The sequence below is a fragment of the Desulfovibrio sp. genome (assembly GCF_019424165.1).
Classification (GTDB): Bacteria; Desulfobacterota; Desulfovibrionia; order Desulfovibrionales; family Desulfovibrionaceae; genus Desulfovibrio.
Genome location: NZ_JAHZAA010000015.1, coordinates 15513 through 34576 on the forward strand (window position 1 = coordinate 15513; position 19064 = coordinate 34576).

The 19064-nt window shown below is 56.8% G+C and carries 13 protein-coding genes and 1 pseudogene; 5 read left to right on the forward strand and 9 right to left on the reverse strand.

Features of this window, described 5'->3' with window-relative positions:
• From QZ377_RS07145 to QZ377_RS07165, 5 genes and pseudogenes are all read right to left on the reverse strand, one after another.
• Positions 1 to 289, reverse strand: a pseudogene (locus QZ377_RS07145) (DNA repair protein RadA); the annotation flags it as partial.
• A gap of 456 nt (positions 290 to 745) precedes the next feature.
• Positions 746 to 1636 carry a DMT family transporter gene (locus tag QZ377_RS07150; RefSeq protein WP_291440483.1) on the reverse strand — a complete coding sequence of 297 codons (891 nt, stop codon included), beginning with the start codon at positions 1634 to 1636 and terminating at the stop codon, positions 746 to 748.
• On the reverse strand, positions 1633 to 3033 hold the full coding sequence (locus QZ377_RS07155; protein WP_291440484.1) for a sigma 54-interacting transcriptional regulator: 1401 nt from the start codon (positions 3031 to 3033) through the stop codon (positions 1633 to 1635). The genes QZ377_RS07150 and QZ377_RS07155 overlap by 4 nt, the downstream gene beginning before the upstream one ends.
• A 27-nt stretch (positions 3034 to 3060) precedes the next feature.
• Positions 3061 to 3999 carry a glycyl-radical enzyme activating protein gene (locus QZ377_RS07160; RefSeq protein ID WP_291440485.1) on the reverse strand — a complete coding sequence of 313 codons (939 nt, stop codon included), beginning with the start codon at positions 3997 to 3999 and terminating at the stop codon, positions 3061 to 3063.
• Between the two features lie 109 nt (positions 4000 to 4108).
• A complete protein-coding gene (locus tag QZ377_RS07165) occupies positions 4109 to 6604 on the reverse strand; it encodes a glycyl radical protein (protein WP_291440486.1) in 2496 nt (831 codons plus the stop codon).
• A 725-nt stretch (positions 6605 to 7329) separates the two neighbouring features.
• Between QZ377_RS07165 and QZ377_RS07170 the strand changes: the two genes are divergently transcribed.
• Both QZ377_RS07170 and QZ377_RS07175 read left to right on the forward strand, forming a co-directional pair.
• Positions 7330 to 8157, forward strand: a complete 828-nt coding sequence (locus QZ377_RS07170) for an amidohydrolase family protein (protein ID WP_291440487.1) — start codon at positions 7330 to 7332, stop codon at positions 8155 to 8157.
• 10 nt (positions 8158 to 8167) lie between these two features.
• Positions 8168 to 9544, forward strand: coding sequence for an MFS transporter (locus QZ377_RS07175; RefSeq protein WP_291440488.1), 1377 nt, complete (start codon positions 8168 to 8170; stop codon positions 9542 to 9544).
• A gap of 497 nt (positions 9545 to 10041) precedes the next feature.
• Here QZ377_RS07175 and QZ377_RS07180 read toward each other — a convergent pair whose 3' ends face one another.
• The 4 genes from QZ377_RS07180 to QZ377_RS07195 all read right to left on the reverse strand — a co-directional run bounded on the left by QZ377_RS07180 (position 10042) and on the right by QZ377_RS07195 (position 14587).
• Positions 10042 to 10761: a DUF3426 domain-containing protein gene (locus QZ377_RS07180; RefSeq protein WP_291440489.1), complete on the reverse strand. Its 720-nt coding sequence runs from the start codon at positions 10759 to 10761 to the stop codon at positions 10042 to 10044.
• Between the two features lie 47 nt (positions 10762 to 10808).
• Positions 10809 to 11360: a hypoxanthine phosphoribosyltransferase gene (gene hpt, locus QZ377_RS07185; RefSeq protein ID WP_291440490.1), complete on the reverse strand. Its 552-nt coding sequence runs from the start codon at positions 11358 to 11360 to the stop codon at positions 10809 to 10811.
• A gap of 222 nt (positions 11361 to 11582) precedes the next feature.
• Positions 11583 to 12059, reverse strand: coding sequence for a TlpA disulfide reductase family protein (locus QZ377_RS07190; RefSeq protein ID WP_291440491.1), 477 nt, complete (start codon positions 12057 to 12059; stop codon positions 11583 to 11585).
• A gap of 119 nt (positions 12060 to 12178) precedes the next feature.
• Positions 12179 to 14587: a homocysteine S-methyltransferase family protein gene (locus QZ377_RS07195; protein WP_291440492.1), complete on the reverse strand. Its 2409-nt coding sequence runs from the start codon at positions 14585 to 14587 to the stop codon at positions 12179 to 12181.
• 372 nt (positions 14588 to 14959) lie between these two features.
• Between QZ377_RS07195 and QZ377_RS07200 the strand changes: the two genes are divergently transcribed.
• The 3 genes from QZ377_RS07200 to QZ377_RS07210 all read left to right on the forward strand — a co-directional run bounded on the left by QZ377_RS07200 (position 14960) and on the right by QZ377_RS07210 (position 18946).
• A complete protein-coding gene (locus tag QZ377_RS07200; protein WP_291440493.1) occupies positions 14960 to 16273 on the forward strand; it encodes an RNA polymerase factor sigma-32 in 1314 nt (437 codons plus the stop codon).
• A 136-nt stretch (positions 16274 to 16409) separates the two neighbouring features.
• A complete protein-coding gene (locus QZ377_RS07205) occupies positions 16410 to 18155 on the forward strand; it encodes a tetratricopeptide repeat protein (RefSeq protein ID WP_291440494.1) in 1746 nt (581 codons plus the stop codon).
• Positions 18152 to 18946: a hypothetical protein gene (locus tag QZ377_RS07210; protein ID WP_291440495.1), complete on the forward strand. Its 795-nt coding sequence runs from the start codon at positions 18152 to 18154 to the stop codon at positions 18944 to 18946. Before QZ377_RS07205 ends, QZ377_RS07210 begins: the two co-directional genes overlap by 4 nt.
• Positions 18947 to 19064 lie beyond the last annotated feature (118 nt).

The following is a 19064-nucleotide window of genomic DNA, read 5'->3' on the forward strand; positions in this document are numbered from 1 at the left end:
CGCCCACAAGAATGGCTGCTCCGGGTACAAGGCCCTTGCCCAGCACCCTGTCCAGAGCTTGCAGGCCGCTGCCGTAGGGTTCGTGACCTGCGTCCTCCACCTGGCACAGGGCAACAGGACGCCCGGACGTACTGCTGTCTCCCAGAGGCGTGCGCGCCTTGCCCGAAGAGCGGGCCTGCATCGAAGCTTCCAGCGTGTTCCACTCATGGCAGCCGGGGCACTGGCCCCGCCACTGCATTGTCTGCGCGCCACACGAGGAGCATATATATATTTCACGTATTTTCGCCATGTTTCAAGCCTACGGAAAAAGCACGGGGGGCGCAAGGCAGGAACCGGAGATCGGCACGGGCAGACACCAAGACTATGGAGGAAGAAATTTTATATAACTGGTGTGTTAACATGATTTTTCACACAGAACAGCAAACCCGCTCCCTTGTGGCGGGCGCACGCGCCCTACCCCACAGCAAGGGCATTTTGCATGAAGTCCGCAACTGTGGAGGAAAGCACGCGCCACGCCTGCGACCGGCGAAACAGAAAGGCTGAACAAGACTACTCTGGCAAAAAAACCTGTTGAAAGAGCTGATCATGGAGCAGATCACGGAGCTGATCAACTTTGAAAATATACATTCCCAAAGTGTAAGGCATCCCCGTTACGGCGCTTAACAGCACAAATGAACTGCGCTTATGCCGACACGACGAACACCTGTTCGCGCAGCCGTCAGGGCAATTTCAAAGTGAAGCTGTTTTAACGCCGTACAGCAAGCACGGTAGCGCAGAAAATGCCGCCAAGAATGGCCGCCGCACTTATGCCAAGGCGCAGTGTAACGGCCTCGCCCATAAAGGCAGCGCCGCCAAGGGCGGTAATAAGCGGCACACTCAGTTGCACCACGGCAGCGCTTGGTACGCTGAGGCACGGCAGGACAGCATACCACAGCACATAGCCAAGAGCCGAAGCAACGGCTCCGGCAGCCAGCGCGCAGGCAACACCCGCCAGAGGCAGGGAGAGGCCGCCGCCCGTCCACATTCCGTCGGGGTACAGCCAGGAAGGAAGCAGCAGCACAAGCGCCAGAGGCAGACAACGCACAAAATTGCCTGCCGTGGCGGCCACGGGAGCGCTATTGTTGCGCCCGCACAACGTATAGATCGCCCATGACGCACCCGAAAGAAAAATAATGGCCGAGGGCCACAGAGGCGGCGCGTCCAACCCGGGTAAAAGCAGATATACAAGGCCCGCCAGAGCCAGGCTGATCCCCAGTGTCTGCGCCCGGCTGGGGCGTTGCCCCAGCATCACGCCCGCGCCCACCATTGTTACCTGCACGGCCACGGCAATAATAAGCGCGCCCGCTGCGGCGGGCAGGTTCACATAGGCCCAGGAAAAACAGGCCATATAAGAAAAAAGAGCCAGGGCGGCACGCCAGTTTCCGTACTGCAAGACACGCTGTCCGCGTAAAGTCATGAACAGCCACAAGACAAGCGCTGCCGAAACCGCCCGCAACACGGTATAGCTTACGGCATCCATGCCCGCCCCGAAGAGCGCCATGCGGCACAAAAGAGAATTTGCCGCAAAAAATGTCATGCACACAGCCGTGAGAAGGCCAGTGCGGAACATGCCGCCTGCGCCGCCGTAATGGGTCATCGTGTCTGCCTTGTACCCTGCAGTTTTCTGAAGATGGTGCTGCGGTTAACCTGAAAAAGTTCCGCAACGCGCTGCACCGAGCCGTGAACCTCTATGGCCTTGAGCAAAAAATCGCGCTCCATTTCAGCCATGATTTCCCGCAACGGGCGGCGAGCCACAAGCACGTCTTCCGAATACCGGGAGGCATCGTGCGTTACGCCGGTAATCTGCGCGGGCAGATCGCGCGGAGTGATAAGCGGGCCATTGAGCGTAATGACCAGGCTGTGCACCATATTCTGGAGTTCACGCACGTTGCCGGGCCAGGCATATGCAGCCATCATATTGAGGGTGACGTCCATAAAAGCCATGACTTTATGATACTTGGCCGCATAGTGCGCCAAAAAATGCTCGGCCAGCAAAGGCACATCTTCCTTGCGGTCCCGCAGGGACGGGATGCGCACCGTAGCCACATTGAGGCGATAATAGAGGTCACGGCGAAAGGTTCCGGCTTCCACGCTTTCGGCAAGGTTGCGGTTGGTGGCCGCGATGATGCGCACATCCACCTTGCGCGGGCTGGACGCCCCCACGCGCATGATTTCGCCGTCCTGCAACACACGCAGAAGCCGCGTCTGCATGGAAAGAGGCAGTTCGCCCACTTCGTCCAGAAAAATGGTGCTGCCGTCGGCAATTTCAAAATACCCGGCCTTACCCTTACTGGAGGCCCCGGTAAAAGCACCGGGCATGTAGCCGAACAGTTCCGATTCCGTAAGGGTTTCGGAAATGCCGCCACAGTCGACCTTGAGCAGGATTTTATCGCGCCGTTCAGATAGACCATGAGTAAAACGGGCGAAAACATCTTTGCCCGCGCCCGTTTCGCCCAGGATCAGCACTGTGGCGTCTGTGGCGGCAAATCGCCGCAACAGCGAAACCACCTCCCCCATGGCAGGGCTGGCATAAATGGGATCGCGCGCCTTGTTGCCCTCGCTGGCCATATACGCCAACTGGTCGTTGATCTGGTCAATGAGCCTGCACTGCCCGGCCACCTGATCCTGCAACTGGACCAGCAAGGTGATGTCGCGCGCAAAGGTGACCACAAGGCAAAGATCGCCGCGCGTGTCAAAGACGGGAAAGCCCGTCAGCACCAGTTTTTTGCCATCCTTGAGCTGCTGCACATGGGTAGCGGGCCTGCCGGTGCGCACTATCTGCGGGTTGAGAATGTGGTCAAAAACCCCCTCCTCCACCAGGCAGCGCACGTTCTTGCCCTGCACCTGCCTCTGTGTGAGGCCGGTCAACTGCTCGTACATGCGGTTAACGCGCAGGCTGGTTCCCGAAGCGTCGCTGATGAAAACGCCTTCGGGCAGGGCGTCAAGTATGCGCTCCACATGCTTTGAAAGCAGTTCCTGAGAGTGGTCGGCCATATTTCAATCCGGTAAAATGCTGCGTATTCAGCGGGGAATCTGCACCCGCTCCCCCAAAATGTCCAGAGCGGCCTTTTGCAACCCATCCATAACGGCCTTGTCCAGGCTCACTTCGCCCATGGGAACCTCCCGGCCCAGAAAGTGATATTTCTGGGTTCCCAGGCGATGATAGGGCAAAAGCTCATAATTGACGCGCGCATAAGGCTTGATAAAGCGGGCTATGGCCGCAACGGCCTCTTCATTGTCATTGAAGCCGGGAATAACAGGCGTGCGGGCCAGTATGGGCAAATCCGGAAATTCTTCTGCCAGGATACGGAAATTTTCGAGAATACGCGCATTGGGCAAACCGGTTTGGGCCTCATGCACTTCGCTGTTCATATGCTTGATGTCGTAAAGAACATAGCTCAGATGGGGCGCAGCTTCGCGCACAGTCTCGGCAGATGCCATGCCGCAGGTTTCCACGGCTGTCTTGATACGTCTGGCGCGGACCTCGCGCAGCAGGGCTACGGCAAAACCGCCCTGCAACAGCGGCTCGCCGCCGGAAAGGGTCAGGCCGCCGCCGGAACGGGCGTAAAAGGCCATATCCTGCTCCACCACACGCAGCACATCGCCCACATCGCGCTTTTTACCGTATACCAGCAAGCCTTGCGCGGGGCAAACATCGGCGCATGGCATGGAGCAGCCGGCACAATGGCTGCGGTCTATACGCGGCTTGTCGTCGTCGCCACAAGTAATTGCGCCATGCGGGCATGCCGTCAGGCAATGACCACATTTTGAAATATCAATGCAGCGCCCGGGATTACATGCCAGTTCAGGACAGGATTTCTGCGATTCCGGATTACTGCACCAGCGGCACGAAAGGGAGCATCCCTTGAGAAACACTATGGTGCGTATGCCCGGGCCGTCATGAACAGAATACTTTTGGACGTTGAACACCATTCCCTGCCGAGTATCATCCAGGCACATGTTTCCTTCCTTTTTTGCGCAACGGCGGCACACGGCAACCGGCGGTCTCGAGAGAAAATTGTCGTAAAAATGCGGGGAGGAAATTTCCTCCCCGCTTCAGATGCCCGCCCTACATCACATCATGTTCTGTACGGGCGATAAGGTCATTCTGCAGATCGGGTGACAGGTCCACAAAGTAGGCGCTGTAGCCGGCGATACGCACAATAAGGTTGCGATATTTCTGGGGGTCTTTCTGCGCGGCCACAAGTGTACCCTTGTTGACCACGTTGAACTGCACGTGCCAGAGCTTGAGGTCGCAGAACGTACGGATAAAGGACACCAGCTTTTCCGTACCCTGCTCGCCTTCCACGCATTTGGGCGTGAACTTGATGTTCAGCATGCGGGCGGCACGGTCGCGCATGCCCATATTTTTCGTAGTGCAGTTTGAAAGCAGCACTGCGGTCGGACCGTTCACGTCAGCGCCGTGCGAGGCAGAGGAACCGTCTGACAGGGGGAAGCCGTCAGTACGGCCGTTGGGTGTGGCGGAAACCACCTTGCCGAAAGGCACATGCGAGGTGAAGGGTACGTAGCGCACGTCATTATGGATGCCCAGGTCGCTCATGGAATACTTGTTGCCGTATTCCACAGAGATCTTGTCAATCTCGCGGCCGATGGCGTCGGCATACTCATCATTATTGCCATAGCAGGGGGCGGACCGCAGCAGAGCACGTACGTCTTCATAGCCTTCAAAGTCGGCGTCAATGGCGGCAATAAGCTTGTCTATGCTCAGCTTTTTTTCTTCAAAGACCAGTTTTTTCACGGCCGCCAGGGAGTCTACCACGGTTCCCAGGCCCATATATTCAAAGTAGCCAAGGTTGATGCCTTCGGGAATCTGCTCCTGATGCAGGTCTATGCAATGCTTCATGCACAGGTCATGCATGGCGGAACCCATCGGCTGGGCGAAGTGTTCGGCACGCAGCTTGTTGATGATGTACTGCTGGGTAAACGCCGTCTTGAGAAAGAGCAGATGCTGCTCCACATAGGCATTCCAGAACTGGTCCCAGGTTGTAAAGCTGCGGGGGTCGCCTGTTTCAACACCGAGTTTCTGATCGCCGTATTTTTTCATCCGCCCGTTGCGCAGCACCATTTCCACGGCAGCGGCAAAGTTGATATAGGCTCCGCCGGACGTATAGGTGTCGCGATTGGGCATGCGTGCTTCGGTGCAGCCGGAAACGGCGTAATCCAGCGCTTCTTCAAAGGTCGCGCCCTTGGAAACATAAAGTGGCACGATTTCTTCATCATTGATCAGCTTGGGAAAGCCCGAACCGTATTTGATGGTCTCGGCCACGTCCCAGAGATAACGCTCGGGCGCACGGGAATGGATGCGGGCCGCAAGGTCCGGGTAATGCAACGGAAATTCCCGCTTGGACTTGAGAATCAGATAGGTAAGGTCATTGCTGGCATCGCGTCCGTCCGGGGTCTGCCCGCCAACGGTGACCGCTTCCCAGTGGGCGTAGCCTTCGTTAAAGGCGCCGCCGGTGGGAGAGATGTACATGTCAATAAATTCGGCCATGCCCACCCACATGCATTCCAGCAGCTCCATGGCCTGGGCTTCGGTAATCTTCCCGGCCTCACGGTCCTGCTTGTAGTAGGGCTGAAAGTACTGGTCCATGCGGCCGTTGGAAATGGTGGTACCGGTCTTCTGCTCGATACGCGAGAACATCTGGGTAAACCACTGGCTCTGGCAGGCTTCCCAAAAATCGCGGGCAGGTTCGCCGGGAACGTGCTCGGCGTTTTCAGCCATGCGAAGCAGTTCGGCCTTGCGCACCGGGTCGGCTTCTTTTTCGGCCATTTCGCGGGCAAGCACGGCGTGCCGTTTGGCCCAAAGCACGATGGCGTCACACACGATAATAACGGCTTCAAGGAAAGGACGCTTTTCGCGGTCATCTTTGGCGCTCAGCGAATCAAGGGCCGCCAGCTTTTCCTGGGCCTCTTTCTTGATGCTGTTAAAGCCCCGCTTGAGGATTTTTTCGTAGTCGTGAACCCACTGGATGGATGAGCGGAACGAAGAGGTTTCGTTAACAATAAAACGTGAAATCAGTCCTTCGGGATCGTCATAGGTAAGTTTGTGCACTTCGGCGGGCAGGGCCGCATTCAGCGCTTCATGGTAGGTCTTGCCCTTCCAGTACGGGGCGATCTCTTCCACGACGCGTTTGGCGTCCTCGGGCGTGATGGTCGCCGGTGAAGTTTTGCGGGTAGGCAGGTCACGCACGGCGATATCAAGAAAGTCACCGTCCAGCTCCGGATACAGGATACCGTAACGCCCGTCGCAACCGGCGCGGCCAAGCAGCAACTGGTCTTCCTGCACATAGACGGTCATGTTGCAGGCAATGTGCATGAGGGCTTTGGCCCAGCGCAGCACCAGCGGCTGACCCTCGGTTTCTTGCATGGACTGGGTAAAGTACAGCGCGCGCTCAATATCAATGCGCGGTTTTTGCCCTTCAAACCGCTCCAGCAACCTGAAAACCCGGGGATGGGCTTTACGGAACCTGTCTTCCCGACCTTCAATTTTGTCGTACAGGCGCTGCTCCTGGGGGGACCGGCATTCGCAAGTGGTCATGCTCATCACGCTTACTCCTGAATATTATGAATTACAGAGCGCGGTACGGCGTGCATGCCACCGCGCTGAGAACGCCTTGTAAAGCTGGCTATCCTCGTTATGGCGGCGTAGTTGCATGGGGCATGCCATATTTAGTAACACACCTATTTAATTAAGTTTTTATTATTTATTGTTTTTTCTGCCAATAGATAAACGCACTCCTTTTCACAAATGGTGCATTTTTGCACCAAACTGTAAGTCTTTTCAATAAAACCGCCCAATTTTGCGACGCATTTTTGCGACGCTCTATTTTGGCGGCGCAGTGCAGCCCACGCAACCCCATGCAAAACAAACATGTTTTAACTTTCACAAATGACCGTTTTACGCACAAAAACAAGCATTCCTGTTAGCTGCAAACTTGCGACTCGACTTCTCACACAGGTAAAACATAGTAATAATATAAATTATAATATGTTGATAAAAGTAGATTTTTCGATGAAAAAGCTTATTTTCAACGTCTCTTCTCTGGCACGCATCCTGCAAAAGTAAAAAATCACAAGCCTGAGAGGCTGAGCCACTCATTTTTGCTTTTTGCAATCGTTCATCTACTGGGAGGAGACTATGAGAAAAGTGTCACACTTACACTGTCCAGCACGTAACACAAACGCTTCTTGCAGACCGCACCCCCATATACCCCGTGGGGCGTGCAACAGGGCCTTTACGACAGGCCAGGCACACGGGGAGAACTGGAAATGAAAGTAATAGATTTTCGTTTCCGGCCCAATACGCCCGAGATTATCAACGGCATCAAAAACAGCACCATGTTCAAGGCTGCATGCAAAGCCATCGGCTTTGACCAGCGCAAGCCCCAGCCTCTGGAAGACATCGTTGCCGACCTGGACCGCCTTGGCGTGGAGCTTGGGGTCATCACCGGGCGCGATTGTGAAACCACGTATGGTTTTCCGGCCAACAGCGTGCTCGAATTCTGCCGGGCCTACCCACAAAAGTTTGTGGGTTTCTGGGGCATTGACCCGCACAAAAAAATGGCCGCCCTGCGCGAAATCGAGCTTGTATCTTCCGAATACGGCATGAAGGGCATCGCCATTGACCCGTATCTTGCCCACATTCCCGCATCTGAAGCCCGCTTTTACCCTGTCTACGCCAAATGCTGCGAACTGGGCCTGCCCGTGTTCATCACTATGGCCCCGCCGCCTCAGGTTCCCGGAGCCATTCTGGAATATGCCGACCCGCGCGATGTGGACAAGGTGGCCCGGGACTTTCCCGAACTTACGCTCATCATGAGCCACGGCGGCTATCCCTTTGTGAATGAAGCCGTTTACACCTGCCTGCGCAACGCCAATGTATATATGGATATTTCAGAATACGAGCGTGCGCCCATGGTGGATGTGTATGTGCAGGCCATGAACGGGCTGATCACCGACAAGGTGCTTTTTGCCAGCGCCCATCCCTTTGTGGAGTTGGCCGATGCTCTGGAAGCCTACCGGAATTTTGAACTGACTGATGAAGCCCACCGCAAAATCATGTATGAAAACGCCCGCCGCGTGCTGGGCCTGGCATAAGGAGAACGGTATGAGTGTTGCCGCCAATGAAAAGCAGGCGCAAAAAAACCTGCGCCGCGTAGTGATTTCCTCCCTTATGGGCGCGGTTATCGAATGGTATGACTTTTTTCTGTATGGCGTGGTGGCCGGGCTTGTGTTCAACAAGCTTTATTTTCCCGCATTTTCGCCGGGCGTAGGCACGATTCTGGCATTCGCCACTTTTGCTGTGGGCTTTGTGGCCCGCCCCCTGGGCGGCATCATTTTTGGCCATTTCGGCGACAAGATCGGCCGTAAAAAAATGCTCATTCTCACTCTTGAGATCATGGGCGTGGCCACAGTGCTCATCGGCTGCATCCCCTCTTACGACAGCATCGGCATCTGGGCTCCCATCCTGCTGGTTATCTGCCGTCTGGCCCAGGGGATCGGGCTTGGCGGAGAATGGGGTGGCGCCGTGCTCATGGCCTATGAGTCCGCACCGGCCCACAAGCGCGCTTTTTACGGCAGCTTGCCCCAGGTTGGCCTTTCACTGGGCTTGATGCTGGCTTCCGGTGTTATCGGCCTGCTGTCATTCCTGCTGTCTGACGAGGCCTTTCTTGCCTGGGGCTGGCGCATTGCCTTTATCCTGAGCGCAGTTCTGGTGCTGGTGGGCGCGTATATACGCACGTCCGTTCAGGAAACACAGGACTTTGCTTCCGCCAAAAAAGAAGTGGCAAAAATCCGCTATCCCATGCTTGAAGCCTTCAAGCGCTACCCCAAAACCCTGACCGCCTGCGTGGGTGCGCGCTTTGTAGAAGGCATCGCCTTTAACGTGTTTGGCGTGTTTTCACTGACCTATCTTACACAGACCTGCGGGGTTAGCCGTACTGTGGCCCTTATGGCCGTTGTGGTGGCCTCGGGTGTTATGGCCTGCTTCATTCCCATGTGGGGCGCCATGGCAGACCGCGTGGGCAAAGGCCGCATCTTCGGCACAGCGGCACTGCTGCTGGGCATAACCGCATATCCGGTGTTCTGGGTGCTGCACAACTACGCCACTACCAACCTCTTCTTTGTCTACCTGGCGATTATCATTCCCTTCGGCATTATCTATGCCGCAGCTTATGCCAGCATGGCCAGCCTGTTCTCTGAAAGTTTCGATGCCACGGTGCGGTACTCAAGCATTTCTTTTGTGTACCAGTTTTCGGGCATTTTTGCTTCGGGGCTGACCCCCATGATAGCGACCATACTCGTGCAGGCTAACGATTCCCAACCCTGGTATCTCTGCGGATACCTGCTTGTGGCGGGCATTATCAGCACCGTGTCCACCATGTGGATAGGCAGTCTCCGGATTTCAAAGGCTGAGCCGCGTGCCTTGCCCACTGAGGAAAGCAGCGATCTTGCCGACAATCCCGCAACCGGCCAGAACGCCTGACGTCTCCTGAGTCTGCCCTGAAAAAACCGGGGATTGCCGACCCCGACCTTGACGGATCAGGCCGCACCTCCATGCGGACGCAGACACCAAGCCCCCCTGTGAAAGCCCCCTTTGCCCTGCTGCTGCCGCCAGGGCAAAGGGGGCCGGGCGTTAGCGGAATCTGCCGTTGCCGCCAAAGCATCACAGTACATGCCTGCCATGCTGCCTGACCGCGCAGCAACATCTTTTTTCACTCCGCCATCAGACTGCAACGTCGCGCATTACCTCCGGGACCACATTGCGACGTTTGACGGCACAAATTCATGACGTCCCGCCATGCCACCTGCCGGCAGCGGCTGAAGAAACTGCCGGCACTCGGGAGCGTCTGGCCTGCATCCGCCTCAGCCCGGCTTTTACGGCAGTTCCAGACACAGCAAAACGCCCGCCGCGGATGCAAACATCTGCGGCGGGCGAAAAACACCGGAACAGCCTGTGGCTTCCGGAGGCGAAAGAATTTTTTATTTGGCGCTCTTCTCGTCCTGCTTGTCATCCTGTGCGGGCACATCCTTCACATCCACGATGCGCACGCCGAATTCGGCCACGCCCTCAGGCGGCGCGTAGAACAGCACCATAAAGGGAACCTCGCCCCCACGGGGGACATTGGTATTATTGGTGAGAATCTCTACCTTGTTGTTAAGAAAAGACTCCATCTCTTTTTCGCTCAATACCTGGAGCTGAAAGAGAGAAAGCTGCACACCGCCGAGCTGCTTTTTTGTGGCCAGCGTTTTTTTGTCTTTGTCGTAAATGGCGGCCTCAACGGTAACCAGCTCCTTGGGTTCGGGAAACTCGTTAACCACCTTGCCCTCAATAACAAAGACCTTGCCCACTTTTTCATTGTCCACATAGTACTGGCGTACATTGCGCATGGTGAGCATTTCCACCTTTTTGGCCAGTTCCTGCTCTGTGGGCGGGCCGCTTTCTCCGGTGGCGGAATGCTTGAAGTACCAGTACGCTCCGCCGGCACAAACCAGTATGAGCAAGAGCAGGCCAAGCAGCTTGCCAAGCCTGCTCCGTTTTTTGACGGGCATATCAGGCAGAGGCCCCTGGGCGGCAAGCTGTTCGGCCGGATCATAGGCAAAAACAGTTTTGCAGACCGAACAACGCAGCTTCGCACCCGGCCTGGCAAGTTGATCCGGCAGGTTAAAGCGGCTTGAACAATTGGGACATCTTACTTCCATGCCGTTACTCTCCAAAACCGTATCCGGCAGCCGGAACAGCAGAACGTTTATTCGGGAATGATCTCAAAAACAGCGGGCAGATTACGATAGTGTTCGGCGTAATCGAGGCCATACCCCACAATAAAGCCCTGAGTCAGCTTGAAACCGGCAAAGTCGACGTGAACGTCAATTTCGCGCCTTTCGTTCTTGTCTACCAACGCGGCCAGACGCAGGCTGCGGGCCTTGCGCGCGGCAAACTGCCCGAGCAGAAAACGCATGCTGTGGCCGCTGTCCACAATATCTTCAACAATCAGCACATGCTTGTCGCAGATGTCAATCTCAACATCCTTGCTGAAAATAACATGCTTGGAGCTGCTTGCTCCCTTGCCGTAGCTGGACAGGCGCACGAAGTCCAGCTCCAGATTTTTATTTTGCAAAGCCCGTACCAGATCGCTGAAAAACACAAAGCCGCCCTTGAGAACACATATGGCTACCAAAGGTTCCTGGCCGTAACAGGCGTCAATTTCAGCGGCCAGTTCCTGCACCCGTTTAGCAATCTGTTCCTGGCTGAAAACAGTCTTCAGTTCTTTGACCTTGAGCTCATGCCCCACCTTAGACATCTGATCCTCCAGAACGGGCCGCGCGGGCGGCCCCATCTTCAGGGGCCGCAACATTTTCCGGCTCCATGGCGAACATCTCCGCATTGATCAATGCGGCAGGGACAGCAGACACCCCACGCGCCTGCCGCCCATATTTTTTACCGGCACAAATCCCTGCCCGGCGCGGCTGCGCCACAGAAGCGCAGCCCGGCAAACCAGACAGTGAAACGTACCCGTTTCGGGCTATTTCTGCTCAAGCAGCTTGTTGAACACCATCTCCATCATCTCGGCATCGGCAATGCCCGGTTCGGATATGACCCGCTGCCCGTCTTTGGCATAAAAAACGTTGTGCGGGATGCTGGTTACCTGAAAAGCCCTGGCAATGTCACGATCAGCCATATACACGGGGTAGTCCATACCCATTTTCTTAATAAACGGCGTCACAACTTTGGCGTCTTCATCCACAGACAGGCTGATGATAAGAACATCCTTGCCGGCGTATTTTTTGTTCACCTGCACAAGCTCAGGAATTTCCACCTGGCAGGGAGGGCACCATGTGGCAAAAAAATTGAGCATGATGACCTTGCCCTTGTTCTTGGCCAGAAGGTCTGTCAACCCTGCCAGGTTGAGCGAAGGCACGCCGGAGGCGGAAGAAGAACCGGCAAATGCCGCGCAGGGTAAAAGCAGGCACAACAGCAAGGGAAGAAGGATTTTTTTCATATCATACCTTTACAGTACAGGCCATGAGGAATGGCCGGAATATGCGGAAGGGTTACCATGCCGCCGGGCCTTGCGCGCGGGCGCCCGGCATGAGCGCGCCCGCGTAATGCAGAACAATGCTACATAAAATTCTTGGCGGCCCGCACGGCGCCCACGGCATCCGCGCAATAGGCATCGGCCCCGATTGCGTCGGCAAAGGCCTGGGTAACAGCCGCGCCCCCCACCATCACCTTGATGGCCAGCCCCTTTTCCTTGACCAGCTTTATGGTGTCTTCCATACGCACCATTGTCGTGGTCATCAGGGCCGACAGGCCGATAATACGCGCTTTATGCTCAAGGGCGCAAGCCACGATATCTTCGGCAGGCACATCCTTGCCCGCGTCAATCACGTCAAAACCGTGGTTTCCCAAAAGCAGGGAAACGATATTTTTACCGATATCATGAATATCCCCTTCCACCGTAGCCATAACCACCACGGGGCGCTCTTCCGCCCCCCGCCCGGCTTCAAGGCTGGGCTTCAGATGACCAAAAGCCGTCTGCATGGTTTCGGCCGCGCGGATAAGCTGGGGCAGAAAATACTCACGCCGTTCATAGCGCGCGCCAACCTCGGTAATGGCCGGAATAAGCACTTCCTGCACAAGACTGAAAGGCTCGGCCCCTGCGGCCAGTTCGGCTTCAAGCAAAGACAGGACATTTTCCCTGTCGCCGTTGAGCACGGCCTCGCCAAGGCTTTTGGACGCCCCACCGCCCCCCTGGCGTTGCAGCACACTGCCTTCGCCGGGCTTCCAGTTGGCGTAGCTTGAAATGAACGAAGACGCGTGGGGGTCATGCTCGCCCAGCACCTTGAGAGCATCAGCCGCCTCACGCAGGCGCTGGGCCGATGGATTGGCAATGCATGATGAAAGTCCCGCTCCGGCGGCGTAGGCAAGAAACGTGGCATTGAGCAGGTCGCGCGCGGGAAGGCCGAAAGAAAGATTGGAAAGCCCGAGGGTTGTCGGCAGCCCCTGCTCGGCGCACCAGCGCGTCATTTCAAGGCACTGGCGCGCTCCATCCGGACTGGAGGAAACCGCCAGAGCCAGAATGTCCACCATCATGAGCCGCCGTGGAATGCCGAGACCTTCCGCCCGCAAAAGCAGGCTTTCCACAGTGCGGATGCGTTCCGCGGCCTTTTCCGGCAAGGTTGCGCCCTCAAGAGGCAGCAGGATGAAGGGTGCGCCGTAATCGCGGCACAGCGGACCAAGCAGTTCCATGCGCCCTTCTTCGCCGCTGATGGAGTTCACCAAAAAAGAGCCGGGGCAGTAGGGCAAAGCGGCGGCAATGGCCTGGGCATTGGATGAGTCCAGCGAAAGCGGCACCGTGAGCCGCCCCACCAGGCGTTGTACCAGATCGGGCAAAAGCGCAATCTCGTCCACAAGGGGCGCGCCCACATTCACATCCAGCACAGTGGCTCCGGCCTCAAGCTGCGCATCAGCAAATTGCAGGGCCGTATCAAAACGCCCTTCCTGAAGCTCGAGGGTGAGCTGCTTTTTGCCTGTAGGATTGATACGCTCGCCGATAATGGCAAGAGGCCGTCCCGTGCCGATGCGCACCATCTGCGAACGGCTCGTCAGGCAGATGCCGCTGCGCTGCACGCCCGTGGAGCGCACCTCGCCAAGGTCGCGCAGGCTGTATGCCAGAGCCGCAAGATGTTCGGGCGTGGTGCCGCAACATCCGCCGAGCACCTGAGCGCCCATATGGGCAAACGAAGCTGTCTTGCGGGCGAAGTCTTCCGGTCCCAACGGGAATACCGTCTGCGTTCCCCTCAGTTCGGGCAGGCCGGCATTGGGCTCGGCCATGACCGGGCAGGCGCACACGCCCAGTAGTTCGGCAACCACGGGTTCCATCTGTTCCGGCCCGAGGCTGCAGTTGGTTCCCACCACGTCCACGCCCATGTTTTGCATAGTCTCGGCAAAAATGGCGGGGGTTGATCCCGTCAGGCTTACGCCCTGCTCAAAGGTCATAGAAACCATTACAGGCAGATCACAAACCTGTCTGGCAGCCACCACGGCGGCTCTGGCCTCGGCCAGGTCAAACTGGGTTTCAATAAAAATGAGGTCAGCTCCGCCGTCCACAAGACCGCGGATCTGCTGGGCGAAAACTTCAATAAGCTCAACAGGCTCCACCGGACCCAAAGGTTTGGCAAAATGCCCGGTGGGCCCCACGTTGCCCGCCACAAACACCGGGCGGCCGTCAGGGCGCGGCACATCGGCCGCGGCCGCGCGCGCCACCGAGGCCATACGCTTGTTAAAAGAAAAGACATCAAGGCTTTTCGAAAGCTTGTAGGCATTGCCGCCGAAGGTGCAGGACGTAATCAGGTCAACGCCCGACTTGAGGTAGGATGCGTGGATACCCCGCAGAATATCGGGATTTTCCATGCAGAATTCTTCCGGGCTTGTACCCGCGGGAAGACCGGAGGCCTGAAGCATGGTACCCATGGCGCCGTCAAGCAAAAGAGGACGTCCCGAACCGAGCGCTTGTCTGAAAGTCATGAATGCCGCCACCTTGGCCGTCATAGTTTATTGAAAAAACAAGCCCTTCCCCACTGCCGCGCAAAGCCCGTCTTTGCTTTCCAGCCACAATGCCTGTATGGTATGCAAACGTTCCGGCAACTGCGGGTTTTCCACTGGGGAAGAAGCAGCGGGTATTTCATAAACGCATAACTACTTGCGCAACCCGCGAAACTGTCCTGAAAATCCGGCCATAAAGGCCGTGTGCGACAAGTCCGCCGTAACGGCCATGCCTGCAAGCAATGGGCGGCTGTTCTTTGCCCCCGATGAAGAATATTGAAAAGAACAAACCAAAACTATAGCATACAGACATTGCAGCGCTTTTGGAAGCGCCAATGCCTGAGTATGGATAAAATGAAAAAAAATAGCAAGATAGCCCCGAGCAAAACCAAGGCCGCCGCAACAGCGGAAAAAGGCAGAAAAGCCGCGCTTCCTGTGGAGGTTGTCGGACCTGAAGACGCCCCCCAGAAGCCCCTTGCGGCTGCCGGGGCAACTGCGGGAAAAACGCGGCCCCGCGCTGTCGCAGGCCCTGCCGCCCAAACACCCGCCGGCCGCACCGGCAAAAGCCGAAAAAAAGAAGCTCCTTCCGCTCTTGAGCCGGACGATGGCAGCCGCAGTTCCGGCACGGTGCTTGATGTGGACGAGCCAGAACATGAACGCGATACGGACGAGCTTGACATTGACTCGCCCGACAGCGAAGACGAGCTGCTTGATGACGACCTGGACGAAGACGATGAGCCGCGCCTGACATCTGAAGATGGTCAGGACCGCAGCGTTCCCGCACCGTCTTCTTCGCGGGTGCCGGCCGTGGGTACTCGTGACAGCCTGCACCTGTACCTTCGTGAAGTAAGCCGTTTTCCCATGCTCAAGCCCGAAGAGGAACATGAGCTGGCTGTGCGCGTGCGTGATCATAATGATGCGGACGCCGCTTTTCGTCTGGTTTCATCCCATCTGCGGCTTGTCGTGCGCATCGCCATGGATTTTCAGCGCCGCTGGATGCAGAATGTGCTTGATCTTGTACAGGAAGGCAATGTGGGCCTCATGCGCGCGGTCAACAAGTTTGACCCCGACAAGGGCATCAAGTTTTCCTACTATGCCTCGTTCTGGATCAAGGCCTATATTCTCAAGTTCATCATGGACAACTGGCGCATGGTCAAGATCGGCACCACCCAGGTGCAGCGCAAGCTGTTCTACAATCTGAACAGAGAGCGCCAGAAACTCATCATGCAGGGCTACGATCCTGATGCCACCATGCTTTCGGAGCGCCTGGGCGTGACCGAAGAGCAGATAAATGAAATGGACCAGCGCCTTGCCTCTACAGATATGTCCCTTAACGCCCAGGTGGGCGAAGATTCTGGCGGCGCCACCCGCATGGACTTTCTGCCCGCCCTGGGGCCAGGCATTGAAGACAGCCTTGCATCTACGGAAATAGCGGGGATTGTACGCTCAAAGTTGAAAACCATCATGCCGAAACTCAATGAGAAAGAGCAGTATATCCTGCACAACAGGCTGCTTTCTGACGAGCCGATCACCTTGCGTGAGATAGGCGAACGGTATAACATCACAAGAGAAAGAGTGCGCCAGCTTGAGGCGCGTCTGGTGGAAAAAATCGGCCAGCATATGAAGAATGACATCGAAGATTTCTCCGATCACTGGATTCAATCCTAGAGTATTTCACGTATGAAATGCTCTGCAAGGATTTGCTTTCGAATCCTTGCCGCCAAATGATTGCAAGGCGGCTTTGCCGACCGGCAAGCAATCATTTGAGGCGATAACTGCTTTAAGCGCACGGATACAGTCCGCAATGAAACGAAAAAATATCGCGCTGCTCTGCGCCCTGATCTTGGCCGCCGCCACATCCTTCTCCCTTCTTGGCTGCGGCGGCTGTGCCGGAACCAAAGCCCCGGCCGGCCAAACCCAGGCCGAAGAAAACTCTGCGGCGTTGCGCGACGTTGAAGTCCGGCAGTCCGAAGAGCAGCTTTCGCCCGAGGCCCAGAGCACCTATGCCTTTCTTCTGTGCGCCCAGGCCCTCAATACAGAAGACGAGGCTGCCCTGTTGCGGGCCGCTCCCCTCATGACGGCAGCCGGGCTGCCAGCCAACATCTGGCTGGAGGGCGGTGTTTGGCTTGTGGGCCGCAAGTCTGCCGCAGCCGTACCCTATCTTGAGCAGGGGCTTTCAGTGGCTCCCGACGACATGTCGCTCAACCTGCTCTATGCCGAAGCGCTTATGGAGCAGGGAACTCCCGAGCGTGGCGTGGAGCTTATGCGAGCCTACCTGGCAAAGCACCCGGACTCGCTGGACGCCCGCCTGGAGCTGGCCCTTCTGCTGGTCAAAAGCAAGGAATACACTGAGGCTGAAGTTCTGCTCAACAGTGTAACGGCCAAAGAGCGCACACCACTGGTGGATTACTATCATGCCCGTGCGCTCATCGGCATGGACAAGCAGGCCGAGGCCATCCCATACCTGCAGAAAGCCATCAAGGAAATGCCCGACTTCGTGGAGGCCATGGCTGAACTGGCTTTCATCCACGAGCAGCGCGCTGAACTTAAATCAGCACGTAACCTGTATGAAAAGCTCCTTAAATTCAATTTCTCCCCTCAAGATGTGCTGCTGCGGCTCATCAATCTTTCCCTGCGCATGAATCAGCCCGAAAGAGCGCTGAAATACATGCGCCAAGGACCGGACACCGTTCCTTTCAAGCTCACGGTGGCGGGACTTTTCATAGATTCGCGCCATTATCTGCAAGCTGAAAGTCTGCTCAAGCAGATCGCCGCCAAAGACGACGCCCCTGTGGACGTCTATCTGCTGCTGGCTGATCTTACCTATGAGCAGCGCCACGACCTGCCTCTGGCGCTTTCATGGCTGGACAAGGTCCCGCCGCAAAGCAAGGCTGCGCCCAGGGGAGCCCTGCTGCGCATACAGTTGCTGGGCGAATCCGGAAAAGATCAGGAAGCTCTGGCCGCTACGCGGCAGGCCCAAAAACAGTTCAGCGACATCCCCCAGTTCTGGGACGTGGAAATTCGCCTGCTGGCCCGCCAGAAAGAAATGCCGCAGGCCCTCGAGGCCGCGCGCAAGGCTGCAAAAAAATGGCCCGACAATGCGGACATGGCTTTTCTGCTTGGCTCTCTGCTGGATGAATCGGGCGACAAGAAAGAAGCCTTCAAGGTGATGGAGCATATCCTTACCCTGCATCCGGACAACCATCAGGCCCTCAACTACGTGGGTTACACCCTGGCGGATGAAAACCGTGAACTGGAACGCGCCCTGGCCCTGCTTGTCAAAGCCGACGAGCTGTCACCCGACCAGTCCTATATCGTAGATTCCCTCGCCTGGGCTTTATACAGGCTGGGTAAAAATGAAGAAGCCCTGATCCAGATACGCCGGGCCGTCAGGCTTGACGAAAATGCCGACGCCTCTATCTGGGAACACTACGGCGACATCGCTTCAAAGGCCGGACTCAAGGACGAGGCCCGTAACGCCTACCAGAAGGCGCTGGACCTCAAACCCGACAATGCGGACGCATTGCGGCAGAGACTTTCAAAACAATGAAAAAAATCTTCGTCCTTTGCTGCATCTGCAGTCTTGCCCTGCTGGCCGCCTGCGCCCGCCAGCCTTCTCTGGACATGACCCCTGAGAATCAGGTCAGGCTTGAAGAGCGCTGGCAGACATTTACTACCCTTGGGCAGCACAGCTCTCTCGCGCCTTACCGGCTGCAAATGAGCCTGCGCTTCGGCACCGAAGGTGATACCCGCCGCGTCACAGCCCTTTTCTGGGGCAACAGCCAGCGCAGGCTGCGCCTGGATGTCATGGCCGGCGTGGGTGCCACTGTTGCCAAAATCCTTGAAGACGGGCAGCACTTTCTGGTTTACAGCCCCACGGACAACAAGGCGTACTTCTATCAGGGCGCTGCCAAGCCGCTGCTGCAGGTGGGCGTGCCTGTTCCTTTCAACCTGGAACACCTGGCCGACCTGCTCAACGGCCGTTACAGCGCTGTTTTCGGCAAAAGCTTTACCACCGGCCACTTCATGCCCGGCGACCTCGCCCAGTACACGCTTGAAGGTACGCCCGGCGGCGTGCTGACCCTTGATCAGGCGGGCCTGCCTGTGGCCTGGAGCGAAAAAGGCGACAGCGCCAAGGGCTGGAAGATGGAAGTGGCCTACGACAACGCAACGCCCCCTCTGCCGCAACGCCTGAACCTCGTCCACTCCAACGGCAAGCGTGCCATAGTGCTGATCAAGGACAGGGAAAAACCCGCTGCCCCCTTTACAGACGAGCAGATGACCTTATCCATACCAGAGGGCGTGCCGCTGTTGCCGCTGGCGAAATACCGCCAGCCCTGATCCGCCCGGCAGCCGCTGTGCGGCAGGCAGCATTATGGCCTGCCAGTTTTTTTTACTGATTGACCTTTGATGTACTTCCCCGGGCCGGCCGGTTATCCGGTCGGCCCGTCGTCACCTT